Origin of the sequence: Pontivivens nitratireducens (genome assembly GCF_014235845.1) — a bacterium.
GTDB lineage: Bacteria > Pseudomonadota > Alphaproteobacteria > Rhodobacterales > Rhodobacteraceae > Pontivivens > Pontivivens nitratireducens.
The window spans coordinates 1-12,557 of sequence record NZ_JACJUQ010000029.1; the positions used below are offsets into that span (position 1 = coordinate 1).

General features: G+C 58.3%; 11 protein-coding genes. 8 read left to right on the top strand and 3 right to left on the bottom strand.

Going from position 1 to position 12,557, the window contains the following annotated elements; all coding sequences use genetic code 11:
- The 8 genes from H1S03_RS16765 to H1S03_RS16800 all read left to right on the top strand — a co-directional run.
- On the top strand, positions 1-270 hold a 270-nt coding region (locus H1S03_RS16765), incomplete at its 5' end, for a TrbI/VirB10 family protein (RefSeq protein ID WP_283810383.1).
- A 4-nt stretch (positions 271-274) separates the two neighbouring features.
- Positions 275-1,261 carry an ATPase, T2SS/T4P/T4SS family gene (locus tag H1S03_RS16770; protein ID WP_185805253.1) on the top strand — a complete coding sequence of 329 codons (987 nt, stop codon included), beginning with the start codon at positions 275-277 and terminating at the stop codon, positions 1,259-1,261.
- Positions 1,258-1,446: a hypothetical protein gene (locus H1S03_RS16775; protein ID WP_043772467.1), complete on the top strand. Its 189-nt coding sequence runs from the start codon at positions 1,258-1,260 to the stop codon at positions 1,444-1,446. The genes H1S03_RS16770 and H1S03_RS16775 overlap by 4 nt, the downstream gene beginning before the upstream one ends.
- The gene (locus tag H1S03_RS16780) at positions 1,443-1,847 is read left to right on the top strand and encodes a hypothetical protein (protein ID WP_084615409.1); all 405 of its coding nucleotides are present in this window, start codon (positions 1,443-1,445) and stop codon (positions 1,845-1,847) included. The genes H1S03_RS16775 and H1S03_RS16780 overlap by 4 nt, the downstream gene beginning before the upstream one ends.
- Before the next feature lie 6 nt (positions 1,848-1,853).
- Positions 1,854-2,933 (top strand): TrbL/VirB6 family protein, encoded by a 1,080-nt coding sequence (locus H1S03_RS16785; RefSeq protein WP_134016884.1) that lies wholly within the window; start codon positions 1,854-1,856, stop codon positions 2,931-2,933.
- Between the two features lie 221 nt (positions 2,934-3,154).
- Positions 3,155-4,327, top strand: a complete 1,173-nt coding sequence (gene mblB, locus H1S03_RS16790) for an anti-phage 6A-MBL system MBL-fold protein (RefSeq protein WP_185805254.1) — start codon at positions 3,155-3,157, stop codon at positions 4,325-4,327.
- A gap of 9 nt (positions 4,328-4,336) precedes the next feature.
- Positions 4,337-6,655 carry an anti-phage 6A-MBL system cap2_3 protein gene (gene cap2-3, locus H1S03_RS16795; RefSeq protein WP_185805255.1) on the top strand — a complete coding sequence of 773 codons (2,319 nt, stop codon included), beginning with the start codon at positions 4,337-4,339 and terminating at the stop codon, positions 6,653-6,655.
- Positions 6,656-6,678: 23 nt separating this feature from the next.
- On the top strand, positions 6,679-7,395 hold the full coding sequence (locus tag H1S03_RS16800) for a hypothetical protein (protein ID WP_185805256.1): 717 nt from the start codon (positions 6,679-6,681) through the stop codon (positions 7,393-7,395).
- Between the two features lie 61 nt (positions 7,396-7,456).
- Here the strand turns inward: H1S03_RS16800 and H1S03_RS16805 are convergent, their stop codons facing one another.
- The 3 genes from H1S03_RS16805 to H1S03_RS16815 are packed head-to-tail and all read right to left on the bottom strand — an operon-like array spanning position 7,457 to position 12,379.
- Positions 7,457-9,457 (bottom strand): type IV secretory system conjugative DNA transfer family protein, encoded by a 2,001-nt coding sequence (locus tag H1S03_RS16805; protein WP_185805257.1) that lies wholly within the window; start codon positions 9,455-9,457, stop codon positions 7,457-7,459.
- 8 nt (positions 9,458-9,465) lie between these two features.
- Positions 9,466-11,799: a relaxase/mobilization nuclease domain-containing protein gene (locus tag H1S03_RS16810; RefSeq protein WP_185805258.1), complete on the bottom strand. Its 2,334-nt coding sequence runs from the start codon at positions 11,797-11,799 to the stop codon at positions 9,466-9,468.
- Positions 11,786-12,379 (bottom strand): helix-turn-helix domain-containing protein, encoded by a 594-nt coding sequence (locus tag H1S03_RS16815; RefSeq protein WP_185805259.1) that lies wholly within the window; start codon positions 12,377-12,379, stop codon positions 11,786-11,788. The genes H1S03_RS16810 and H1S03_RS16815 overlap by 14 nt, the downstream gene beginning before the upstream one ends.
- Positions 12,380-12,557: the final 178 nt, after the last annotated feature.

Here is a 12,557-nt window from a genome sequence, read left to right on the forward strand (position 1 = left end):
CGCTCCGGTGTCACGGGGCTCATAGACACGCGCTTTGCCGAGCGTTTCGGGTCGGCCGCCCTGATCTCGCTGATTTCGGCCGCGCCAAGTGCCGCCGCCTCCGAGGTCCAGGATGAGACTGCGGCCGACGCTCTCGAAGACGTTGGCGATGATCTGGCAGATGCCACGGACAGCGTCATAGGCGATTACCTCTCCATCGGCCCCGTCATCTATGTCGACCAGGGCGCCCGCGTCACGGTCATGGTCGACCGCGATCTGGAGATATTCTGAGCCCATGTCGCTGAGCTATCTCGAAACCTCGCTCGACCGGATCGACGCCGCCGCTCGCGACGATGTCATCGAGATCTGCATCAACCCTGATGGCACCTGCTGGGGCGAATTCCAGGGCGATCACTTCATGCGCACGCTGGACCAGAGGCTGACCGGCGTTCAGGTCAGGGACCTCGGCAACCAGATCGCCTCATCGGCCAATACCACGATGAGCAAGGACCGCCCCATCGTCTCGGTTTCGATCACCTACAAGGGGCGCCCGATCCGCGCACAGGTCATCACCCCGCCCGCCGTGCTCTCGGCCATGTCGATCAGCCTGCGGTTCTTCTCAAGCCTGCCACTCGAGGGCATTGCGCTCGATTTCCTCTACGGAAAAGAGCGCAAGCTCGAAGACCTGCGCGTCGAAAAAAAGCGCGCCTTGCGCGCAGTGGTGGCCGCGGGTTTGATCGATGATGCGCTGGCCTTCTGCGTCGAGAACAAACTCAACATGATCGTCTCGGGTGGCACCTCCACCGGCAAGACCGTCGCCGCGCGCAAGATCCTCTCTCACGTACCGGCCGAGGAACGCATCGTGACCATCGAAGAAGCGGCCGAGCTTTTACCGACCCAGCCAAATGCCGTGACCCTCATCGCCAATCGTGACGCGGAATTCCAGACCGCCGATGTGCTTCTCACCGCCACGCTGCGCATGCGCCCCGACCGGATCATCCTGGGCGAGGTGCGCGGCAAGGAGGCCATGACCTTTCTGGAAGCCATCAACACCGGCCATGGCGGCTCCATGACCACGCTCCATGCCGAAACCCCGCAATTGGCCGTGCAGCGGCTCGCGATCGCGGCGCTCAAGACCGAGATCCCGATGACCTATGCCGACATGATCCAGTACATCGAGAACTCCATCGACGTGATCATCCAGGCCGGGCGCCATGACGGCCGACGCGGCATCACTGAATTCTATCTTCCAAGCGCAACCCAGATCGGAGCTTCCCAATGAAGACCTTTGAGTACGACATTCTGTTCTTCCAGGTGAAGAAACAAAAGGACTACGACGCGATGCGAAGCGCCTTGAATGAGCGCGGCACAGAGGGATGGGAATTCATTACAGCTGAAGCCGGTGACTACGGTTATACCACGTTCTGGAAGCGTGAATCTTTGGCGACGAAGGTGGCTTCAGAATGATGCGGGTCGTTGCGACGGCAGGCTTTCTCGTCGTTTTCGGCGCGACCGCTGGCGTCGCTGAACGGAACCTGATCCCGACGCTCGACAACCCGCCAGATGTCTGTCCTGACCAGCCTCCAGAGCCACAGTGGATGCAAGGCATAGATGTGCGCGAGTCCCACAAACGGCTCCTGATTCAACAAATTTATCGTGCGCAGAGCATGCAACGCATTGTTGAAGCCCAAAGCTGTGAATGTCCCACGCGGTATCCGCCCTGGGAGGCAGCTGAAGGCGTCTTCGTCGAGAATTTCGCCGCATCTGAATACTGGGACATCGTGGAAGCGACGTCAGAATACCGACGGCAGGCAAATGATCTTCGGCGCGAAGCCATGCCAATCTGCGAAGCTGCTGGAAATTGGTAGGGTTTCATGAGCGTCGTCACCTACTTCGTGGAAACGGCTGAAGGCTATCTCAATACCGCTGCCGAGACGCAATTTGGCGCAGTCGCAGCAACAGTCGGAACGATGCTCGTACTCGGCACCACCCTCGTTGTCATTCTGGTTTTCATTAACACGATCTACCAGTATCGCGCCATGGACGGGCGTACGGCCTTTTGGCTCGCCGTGAAAGTCGGGCTGATAGGTGTCTTTGCAACCAACTGGGTTCAGTTCAACATCGTTTCCGCGGCGATCTTGAATGGGATCGACAGTATTGCTGGATCGCTTGTAGCCTCGGTTGGCGGCGGATCACCCGGCCCGTCCGGCACCTTCGCAGAGGAGTTCGACGACCTGATCGCGGCGCTCGGGGACTATTTGAATGCCGCGGGGTCTGAACTGAACTGGATGGCCGGTGCCCTGTTGGACACCCTTGGGGTTTTGCTGCTCTCGATCCTCGGTGGCTTGGCGGCGTTCATCGTCGTTGCGTCACGGCTCATGATCGCGCTTCTGATCGGGATTGCTCCGGTCATGATCTTCCTGACCCTTTTTGAAGTGACCAAGGACTATTTCGCGCGCTGGCTTTCGGCGCTGATTTCTTTTGCGATGTACCCCATCGTCGTAGCCGGCGTGTTCGCGACCATCACTGGTGTCTCGCGTGCACTTCTTGCTGAGTTGGGCGACCCGGAAGGCGCTTCCAACATCGGCGCGCTCATTCCCTTCTTCATGATGGTGCTCATGGCAAAGGGCTTCATCATAGCCACGCCCTTCCTGGTTCGGGCGATCTCCGGCAACATCATGATGCCAGCTCTCTCGGCCGGGTTCGGCGGCAGCTATGCATTCGCCAGAGGGCTTGCAGGTAGCCAACAGGTTTACAACCGATACGCCATCGGAGGTGCAACGGGGGCGGAGTATGCAGCCTTGCGTGCGCGCCAATTCTTCGGTGTACAAGCGTTGCCTACCCGACCCAATACTGCGGGAGGGCCAACCGCTGCTCCTCCCAGCGACGGGACCGGCACAGGAGCCCGAATGCTGGCGCAGCTTTCAAGGTTGGGACGCCTTGGCAAGCGGTGATGGCCCGAAACGAAGTGGACATCTGCGCATCCCATCAACGCGGCGGCGTAGGTTCTAAAAACAGACCTTTGTCAGTACTAAAATTTTGGTGATGCCTATTGCGAGACACAACATGTTGTTGAAAGGTTATCCTCGATCAACTATGGTAAGAACAAAGCATAAACTTGTTCGATTCGGTGGGAGGCGCGTCACTCAGGTTTTCAAGCTAAGGAGCAGTACTGATGAGCGTCGAAACTTCGCATTTCAAAGTCGCCAATGGTGACATGAGCCTAATCAAAACACAGAGTGGCCGTTATATTCTCGTGGACATAAATATTACTGCCGCTGCTGATGATAAAGATGAGGTTGCGCCTGATGTTGGAGCACAGCTTCGCAAAGCGCTTGACCGTGACTGCGACGGACGTCTGTTTGTCGATGCATTCTTGCTGACGCATCCGGACATGGATCACTGCTCTGGACTGCAGAACCATTTTCATCTCGGAAAAATTGAGGATTGGTCGCCCGAAGACGACAAGATCGTAATTCGCGAGATGTGGTCTTCCCCAATTGTTTTTAGACGTGCCAGCAGTACCAACAAGCTTTGCGCTGACGCAAAGGCTTGGGCGACAGAAGCGCGTCGACGCGTTGAAATGTTCCGCCAGGACAAAGATATAGAAGACGGAAGCAGAATTTTGATCCTGAGCGAGGATGCGGACGGTAAGACGGATGATTTGGCTGAAATTCTGATCAAGACAGGCGAGACATTTTCCGAGATTTGCGGCGTAGCAGATGACAGTTTCAAGGCGGTCTTGTTGGCTCCGCTGCCGGTCACGGACGATGAAGACGAAGAGGAGTTACTCAGCAAGAATAACTCTAGTGTCATCACTCAGTTTACGCTTGCGAAAGATGATACCGAAAACGCCGCACAGTACCTGTTTGGTGGTGACGCCGAAGTGGCGATTTGGGAGAAAATTTGGGCGGAATATTCTGAAACTCCCGAGGTTCTTGCATATGATGTATTGATCGCGCCCCATCATTGTTCTTGGCGGTCACTGTCGCACGACAGCTGGTCCAAAAAGGGAAAAGATGCGGTAGTTTCTGAAGATGCCCGATCAGCTCTTTCGCAAGCAAACGGCGGTGCAATAATCCTCGCGAGCAGTAAGAGTGTCGTCGACGACGACAACGACCCGCCCTGTATCCGCGCAAAGGAGGAATATGAAGCCATTCTGAGCGAAGCGGATATCAATGGGGAGTTCCGGTGTTTAGAGGACGAAAAAGGTGACAAGCCGCTGAAGATGGAAATCACCGAACATGGTCCAAAAGTTGCCTCCCTGAAAATGGCAGCCGCTATCTCTTCATCGTCCGCTCTTGGAGTCGAGGCACATGCTCATGGTTGTGGGTCAGACTTGGCATGAGTCAGCTGCATGGTAACCGTCGATGATCTTCTAGCCGTTCCCGTAGCCATTGCCCGTGCAATTCGCACACTGGACAGGCACCCTCAAGTAATCGGCATAGCTATTGCGTCGCGGGCTGATGACGAAAGTCCGGTGGATGTGACTCTGCAAATCAAATCAGAACTTCCATCTCGGTTTCGAGGCGAAAGCCCGTCGGGAGTACGGCGTGTTGAACCCGTCAAACTATCGTTTCCTGTCTCCTACCCTCTGTTTGCACCGCGCCCGAGTTTACGGGAAGACTTTGACCGGTCCCATCCTCACTTACAGCCAAATGCAGCCGGTTCAGCGCCCGAACCCTGCCTCGTTTTCGGATCTCCACGTGAGCTAATTCAGTCCGGGGGCGGTATTCTTGCGCTTCTCCAGCAACTTCTGGATTGGCTCGATCGAGCAGCGATGCTGAAACTAAATGATCCAAAACATGGTTGGGAATTTGTTCGGCGTGACCACTTGAACGACCTTATTGTTGGAGATGCCTCGCAGATCCGCAGTGTGGTCAAACGTAGGTCCGGCGGGACTTGGCACCGTACTTGGGTTTTTGCGCAGATGGGTCAGTCCGACCCCTACTATCGAATCTGTATAAAGGGCGATGAGCAGGTCAAAATTGATGAAAAGACACTTAAATCCCTTGGACAGGTCCCGAAAAGTGACAACGAATGGACGGGATATAGCCTTGGACTGATTGTGTGGCCCGGCAAGCATCCAAACGGTAAGCCAATCATCTGTGACCGCTATCTCCCAGAGACAGTAGGCAATGTTGCGGAGTTATACGAACGCGCTGAATTCTACGGCTGCGGCAAGATGCTGGCAGAGAGGATGAAGTGGCTGCGTTCGAAGCTCGACGGCTATACCATCAAAAAGGCGTTGCCAGTCACAGTGATATTGATCGCCCGCCGGCCGTTCAATCTCATTGGCCAAGCCTCACCTCTTGAAATCTGCCCATATGTGATAGAATTCAAATCTGTGGATGATCTCAAGCCGACATCAAATGCGAGTGTCCGTTTGGCGGGCCACAGAGATTCGATCTCGATCGATGTCTTAAGAAGAACCTCGCATGGTGATCCCAGCTCGCAATGGCTTTCATGGTCCATGCTAGGTTGTGGAAGCTTAGGTTCGAAAATTGCGATGCATCTCGCGCGGTCAGGCCGTGCCCCGATATCGGTCATAGACAACGACACCATGGAACCGCACAACTACGCGCGACATTCCTGCTTGCCGTATTCTGCTGATTTGGATTCGATGTTCTACTCTTCCAAGGCTGGGGAATTTGCACATGACGTCAGCAAACTTGCGCAGGAGACGGATGGGTATCGGATTGATGCCAACACTGTGCTGCGTACCAAAGAGTTTCGCAGAAAGCTGAAGCTCGAAAAATCCAAAGCAATATTGAACACTACCGCCTCTGCGGTTCTGCGGGAAACCCTGAGCTCTACAGATTGGGCGCAGGGCAAGACACCACGGGTGATGGAAGCAAGCCTGATGGGTGATAGTGACATTGGTTTCTTCTCGGTGTCAGGCCAGCGCGCCAACCCCAGTAGCAGCGACCTGATGACCGAGTTCTATCACCATTTACGTAGCGACGACGCTCTCCGATCTAAAGTGATGGGCCAAAGCGCAGACGAGATCATCATTGGTCAAGGATGCTCGAGCTTCTCGATGATCGCCTCAGACGCTCGGCTTTCTATGTTGGCGGCTCCGCTCGCGACGCTAACAAGCGACGTACTTTCCGGGAGGTATGTAGATGAAAGTGGGCAATTCAACATTGGGCACCTACAGGCCGATGGGCTTTCCCAGAATTGGGAAAGCCACAGCGTCGAACCCTATACCATCGTAAAAGGACCCAAGATGGATGGGCTTGAAACGCGGCTTGCCCGCCGGGTTACGACAGAGATTGACGCTGAAATTGCGCGCAAGCCGGGATCTGAAACCGGCGGTGTTTTGGTCGGGCGCTTCTCGGCCATCGGTAACGTCTTCCAAGTCGTAGATACGATTCCAGCTCCGCCCGATAGCAGGTTTTCCAAAACGGAGTTTGTTCTGGGTACCGAAGGTTTGAGTGAGCAGCTCGCACAATTGTCCAAATTTTCGGGAAACACTCTCTACGCGCTAGGAACGTGGCACAATCACCTTGCGTCCACTGGTCCCTCTGCAATTGATTTCAGTACAGCAGCCAAGCTCGCGATTGGACAGCTGTTTCCCGTTCTGATGATTATTAGAACCCCAACTGGGTATCGTCAGCTTATCGCAGAGGCGGTGGGCTTGTCCTCCGAACTCGGAGGAAACGAAAATGCCTAATCTTCATCGACAAGGTCATGCAGATGGATAAGATGTTCGGTATGGACCGCTACGATAGGATTGCCCGTCTCAATCCGGCGCTTTTGACGCTGTTGCCCGCGCTCCTTTTTGTCTTTGTTTGGTTCCCAGCTGTTTGGACCCAATTGGGTGCCATAGCTGCATTTGTCATCACTTGCGGGGTCCTGTTCGCGTTGACGCGGTTGGCGCGTAAGTCTGGTCAAAATGTTGAGCGCAAACTGGGCAGCCGAGTTGGACGTCTCCATACTGCGTCTTTGCTTTCCCTTTCCGATGATCGTTTACCCAAGACCATGAAGACGAGGTGTCGCTCATACATTGAGAAACATAGCAAAATTATCTTGCCGAGTTTGGTTGATGAGACCCAGGACCCAAAGAACGCTCAGGATGACCGCTTGCTAGCAATACGTTGGTTGCTTGAGCACACACGTCCGCAAACAGAAGCAAGCCTCTTGTTGAATGAGAACATTGCGTATGGGTTCGCGCGCAATTTGCTCGGGTTGAAACCATTGGGCATTGCAATCACCACCACGGTGGCTCTTGGCAGTGCATATTTCTTATATGATCTAGAGATCAGGTCGACTGCGTTCGTTCTCGGAGCACTGCTTTGCGGAGTCGCAATTATTGGACTTTTGATGTGGGTTTTTTTGGTGACGAAGAGCTCGGTAGAACACGCCTCTCAGGTCTATGCCGAAAAAATTCTGTCGCTGTGCTTAGAACACTGAGCGAATGCGACACGTCAGACCTAAATATGCGGCTGCAAACATCCTGAACGCACCCGCCATCCTATCGAGCAACTAGCTTTTGACCTCCATCCTCTCGCAACATCGCTTCCATGTCGTCCAAGCCATCGACGGCGGAACGCATCTGCGCCTCATCTTCCACGCCCATTGTCTCGGCATCCGCGACCGGGCCCTCAAAAACCATCTCCATTTGCCGCTGTTCCTCTGCAATGACAGCTTGAACGACGGGCGCGGTCTTCTTTGAGACGACGTCGGGTTGGCCAGACGGTCGACCTTCAACAGCCTCGCGTGCCCGCTCCACATCAGCTTCAGAATCACGGGGCCCGCTTGACGGCGGTGTCATCGGCATGGCGCGCATACTCAACGGCAGATTGCCCTGCTCCCCCCCTCCCCCCGGCTTCGGAAACGGCAACTCGCCTGATTGCGCCGCGTGGATCGCCTTGAAGAGGCGATCGTCGAAGTACTGGATCCGCTTTGCCCGGACCGGCATCTGGGCATCGATGACCATGACAATCTCGTCGAGGGGCAGACGGCGCGCCTCATCTTCGGGCAATAAAGAGCTTTCTTCAGTCCGCGTGGACTGGCTACGGCCCTCAAAGGGGTTCTTGCCGATGGACTGGGATCGCGTGATGACGGTCTTCGTGGTCTTGCCAACCGCCTTGCTCAGCTCTTCGACGGTCTTTTCATCCGAAGGCGTCAGATAGAGCTTCACGCCCGCGTTGCCCTGCAGGGCGCGGCGGGTGTTCTCACCGTAGATTTCATCGAGGGCGGGAATGGTTTGCGTGACCACGGCCAGGTGACCGCGATAGGTGCGCAGGGTCTCGATGCTTTCGACCACGATGGGCATCTTGCCGAGACGGTTGAACTCGTCGAGCATGATCATCACTGGCCACGGCTCGTCTGGCCCGGGATCCTTTTCCTGCATGGCCGAGAGGAGATCGGAGAAAAACAGCCGGATCAGCGGCGCGAGCGGCTTCACCATCAGCGGCTGGACCACGAGATAGACCGAAAAGGGCTTCTTGCGGATCGTCCGGAAATCAAAGTCCGAGACCGCCGTCGCCTCATCGATGGCCGGGTTCTGCCATTGATCGAGCCCCGAGGTCATCAGGAGCGAAACATAAGAGGTCAGCGTATCGTTGTTGGTCGAGGCCAGCCGGGTGAAGATCAGCTTGGCGGCTCTGTTGTCGACCTCATGGCCCCGCGCGAAGTATTCCTTCTGCTTGTTCCCTCCGGAGGCCGCGATGCGATAGATCTCGCCCAAGGTGGGGCGCTTGCGCTGGAAGGCCAGCAGACCTGCCGCCACGAAGAGATCGATCCCGCCTTTGAGCAGGCCCTGCACCCGGTCATTGTCGCTTTGCAAAAAGAGCGTCGCCAAGAGCTGCAATTCCATCTGCTGGCGCGCGGGATCTTTCAGCTCAAAGATGCGCAGAAGCGGATTGTAGCGATGGGTGCGCTTGCCCTCCCAATCGGTGGGGGCAAAGCGATAGACCTTGTCGCCTTGGGCTGCGCGGTGCCGGGCCGTGGCCTCGAAACACTCGCCCTTCACATCGAGCGTCACGGCGGAGCCTTGCCAGGTCAGCAGGTTCGGAATGACAAAGCCCGTGGTCTTGCCGCGGCCCGTGGGGGCCACGATCAGCGCATGGGGGAAGACCTTGGAGCAGATGTAGTTGGCGCGGGAGCCCGGCGGCCCCAGCTTGCCGAGGATGAACCCGGTGCCCGGCGCCCCGAAGAAGCCATTGGCCTTCATCTCGCGCGCGGTCTGCCAATGGGTCTGGCCAAACCGTGTCAGGGCGGACCCCGAGAGGGCGAGGCTCAGCATGAGGCCGGCGGCGGCGAAGCTGCCGATGATCAGGTGGATGAGTTGGGCGTCCTCCGGGCGGCGATCGAGGATCGCCATGTAGTTCTGCGCGATATAGGCAAAGTCGATCTCGGCCCCGAAGCCGAGATCCTGGTAGGTCAGCACCGCCGAGGCGATGGTATAGCCTATGGCCCCGGTCACCAGCGTTACCAGAAAGACCCCTGTGGCGATCCGCGCTTTTCCCATGGAGGCGCTCAATGGACCTGCCCCCGCTCGGTCTCGCCATCCACGTCAGCGGTGCGGTGTTTTTCGTATTCGGTATCGGCAAGATCATCGACCACCTGGCGCAAGGCCTCCGTGTTGGCCGTCGCGGCATCGGATTGCAGGTAAACCTTGGCGACATAGAGCCGGTCGAGACGGTCCTCGAGAACCTTTTCCAGCGCATCGGCATCGCCGGATGTGAGCCGCTCAAGTTGACGGTTATCAAGCACCCGCGCGATCTCGTCGCGGAAGGCGTCCCGCTCCGCCTCGGTCTCGAAGGGCGCGGACAATTCCCCGGCCCGCTCATGGTCCACGACACGCGCAATCTCATCTGCGAGGCGGTCGGCACGGTCAGACCGCATCGGCGTTCCATCGCGGGTTGCGAGGATGTCGTCGCGCGTGCCAACCCCAAGCCCGTCGCGCATCTCGGTTTCGCGGCGGACCTGATTGATGGCCTCCGTGTCCCGGATCTCGACGACAGCCGCATAGGTCGCGCCGAGCCCGCGGGCGAGGTGGGACGGCATGTCCGGATAGCGCTCCCTGAATTCATCCGTGACAGCATCTGCAAAGGGCGTGCGGAGGTCGCGTCCCTCCATGATCCGGTCGACCTCGCGGGTGATCTCGCTGGCGCGGGCCGCATCGGTGATGGTCTCCCTGTAAGGCTCAGACCGGTCAATCACATCGCCAGGGCGTGCGAGCAGATCCGGGTGTGCCTCGAGATACGCGCGCTGCTCCGTCTCGATCCGGCGCTCCGCCTTTGAGACAACCTCCCAATCCCGGTCCTCGATCTGCTGCGCGGTCAGGCCGTCGGCGCGCATCTCCTGACGGATTGTTCCTTCCATCGCCCGCACCGCGCCCTCATGATAATGGAACCGCTCGCTGACCGCTTCCGCTTCCATGACACCATCCCGGCGCAGCACGTTCTCCCGTTCCAAGAGCGTGCCGAGCGCGACATGCACATCGTTGAGACTGTCGCGCGCCTGTTCCAGATCGGCGCGGCGTTCGAGATTCAGATCGCGCGCCTCGGCCACCTTCGAGAGATCATCGGCGATCCATTGATGCTCCAGTGCAGCGCTCGAGGCCCCGGTCTCGATCCGGGCCACCACTTCGGATGTGCTGATGCCCGTGCCCCGTAGTGACGCGTCAATGCGCGATCTCAGATCGGGCTCTGCCAGACGCTCGCGCTGGCTGGCGTCAATATTGGCTTCGGAATAGATCCCGCCCTCCGAGGGGGTCTCTGACAGTGTGGATGATCGCAGCCCCAAGGGCTGCATGTGCTGGACCTGCGTCTGGATCTCGATGAGGCGCTTTTCCAGCACGGGACGTTCCGCGTCAGACTTCTCGGCGATCATGCCCTGCACCCGCGCGAGCTTTTCCGCATAGAGGCTTTTCAAATCCTCAAAGCTTTGATCCTCGGCCATATACACATCTCCTGTTCGGTCCACCTGCCCGCCATGCGCCAGCACCTCGCCCGCGCGAAAGAGGGCTGCGGCAATATCCTCGCGGGCCTCGCGCGAAGCCTCCGCGGCAAGCGAATGGTAGACGGTTCTGGTGTTGGCGATTTCCGCCAGCGTCCGGGTCAGGTCGGTCCCCACACGTTCCCGCTCGCGGGGTGCGCGCCCCTCTTCTTTCGCGGCGTAGACCTCGCTGGTCCGGGCTGGGTAATGCACAACCCCGCGATCCACCCGGCGCGTGGCTTCCAGCCGCACGCCATACTTCTCGGCCTCCTCGACCATGGCGAGGCGGAAGTCGTCATAGTTGAAGCGGTGATTGCGGCCGAGGAAGAAGAACTCGCCTTCTTGCGAGCGGCGGTTCAGCACCAGATGCGCATGGGGGTGATCGCGGTCCTCATGCACCGCGATGATGTAGTCGAAATGCCCCGCGTCGGTCTGGAAGAACCGCTCGGCCACATCCGTCGCGATGTCGCGCACATCCTCCCCGCGCGTGCCGATGGGGAAGGACATGAGCATATGGGTCGCCTGGCCCAGCTTGGGCTTGAAGCCCGCATCCCAGCGCTTCGCAAAGCGCTCGGTGAGGTCCTTGATGTCGCCCGCCTCGAGCTTCGTCTTGCCATCCAGGAACCCGCTACTGTCCACGATATGGGTGGACTTGGTGGTGAGGTAATCGAGCTGGTTTGCGAGCTGCGATTTGTTGTGTGTACCCCCGCCCCGGATCGCCTTGAAGACCGCAGGCCGGTGCCCTGCCGCCGCGCGCACAAGCTGGGTCTGCTTGGCCACGTGCAGCCCCTGCATTGAGCCCCGGACGCGGCTCCAGCCATCCCGAAAAACCTCGCCCGTGACGGCATGGACGGCATCATTCAGCCGCATGGGCAAACTCCCTCAACGCGACCGTGGCCTGCAGCTGCATCGCGTCGCGACGGCGGCGCAGAAGCAGATCGATCTCGTCAGCAGAATCCAGAATGAACCGCGCCAGCCCGCGCATCTGCGCGAGGCGCAATTCGGAGAACTCGGCACGCGTGCCCCCCACGGCCCCCTGCCCCTGCCGGTTGGCCTGCGTCATCTGCTTGGCAATCTGCGCGACCCCATTGCCGACCTCGTGCAGAGCGGCGCGATAGCGCGCCATCTCAGCTGCCATCTGCGCGTCCGGAACGAACACCCCGCCTGCCGCCTGAATGAGCCGCCGCAGCCCCTCGGCCCTGCTTTCGATCCCCGCCTTCGCCAACACCGCGTCGAGCGCCGCCAGCTCCGCAGCCGTGACCTTCACACTGACAGCTGAGACCGGGATCGCGGCATCCGTCTGGCGCTCGGCATCAGCTTTCAAGGTGTATTGGATTGCCCGAGGCGACACGCCAAACCGCTCCGCCAGCACAGATGTCGAGACACCTTCCGCAGCTTCACGAACGATCTCCATGCGGTCCGCATCTGTGAGGCGTTTTGAGCGAGACATGCGAAGAAAGACCCCCTATTTCCTGCCACCTTCCACCAAGGCTGTCCCTACCTTACGATAATATACCTAGCTGTCAATTATATACTTACGTTGCATTCAGTCTCAGGCAGCCTTGGTGTCCGCTTCCCCCGCGGCCCGCAGGGACGCGGCTCTGCCGCCCTCACCACCGGGCGACCCA

Excerpts from the sequence above, each read along its gene's own strand:
- H1S03_RS16770 (WP_185805253.1), top strand. The coding sequence starts at position 275 with ATGTCGCTGAGCTATCTCGAAACCTCGCTCGACCGGATCGACGCCGCC.
- H1S03_RS16775 (WP_043772467.1), top strand. The coding sequence starts at position 1,258 with ATGAAGACCTTTGAGTACGACATTCTGTTCTTCCAGGTGAAGAAACAA.
- H1S03_RS16780 (WP_084615409.1), top strand. The coding sequence starts at position 1,443 with ATGATGCGGGTCGTTGCGACGGCAGGCTTTCTCGTCGTTTTCGGCGCG.
- H1S03_RS16785 (WP_134016884.1), top strand. The coding sequence starts at position 1,854 with ATGAGCGTCGTCACCTACTTCGTGGAAACGGCTGAAGGCTATCTCAAT.
- mblB (WP_185805254.1), top strand. The coding sequence starts at position 3,155 with ATGAGCGTCGAAACTTCGCATTTCAAAGTCGCCAATGGTGACATGAGC.
- cap2-3 (WP_185805255.1), top strand. The coding sequence starts at position 4,337 with ATGGTAACCGTCGATGATCTTCTAGCCGTTCCCGTAGCCATTGCCCGT.
- H1S03_RS16800 (WP_185805256.1), top strand. The coding sequence starts at position 6,679 with ATGGATAAGATGTTCGGTATGGACCGCTACGATAGGATTGCCCGTCTC.
- H1S03_RS16805 (WP_185805257.1), bottom strand. The coding sequence starts at position 9,457 with ATGGGAAAAGCGCGGATCGCCACAGGGGTCTTTCTGGTAACGCTGGTG.
- H1S03_RS16810 (WP_185805258.1), bottom strand. The coding sequence starts at position 11,799 with ATGCGGCTGAATGATGCCGTCCATGCCGTCACGGGCGAGGTTTTTCGG.
- H1S03_RS16815 (WP_185805259.1), bottom strand. The coding sequence starts at position 12,379 with ATGTCTCGCTCAAAACGCCTCACAGATGCGGACCGCATGGAGATCGTT.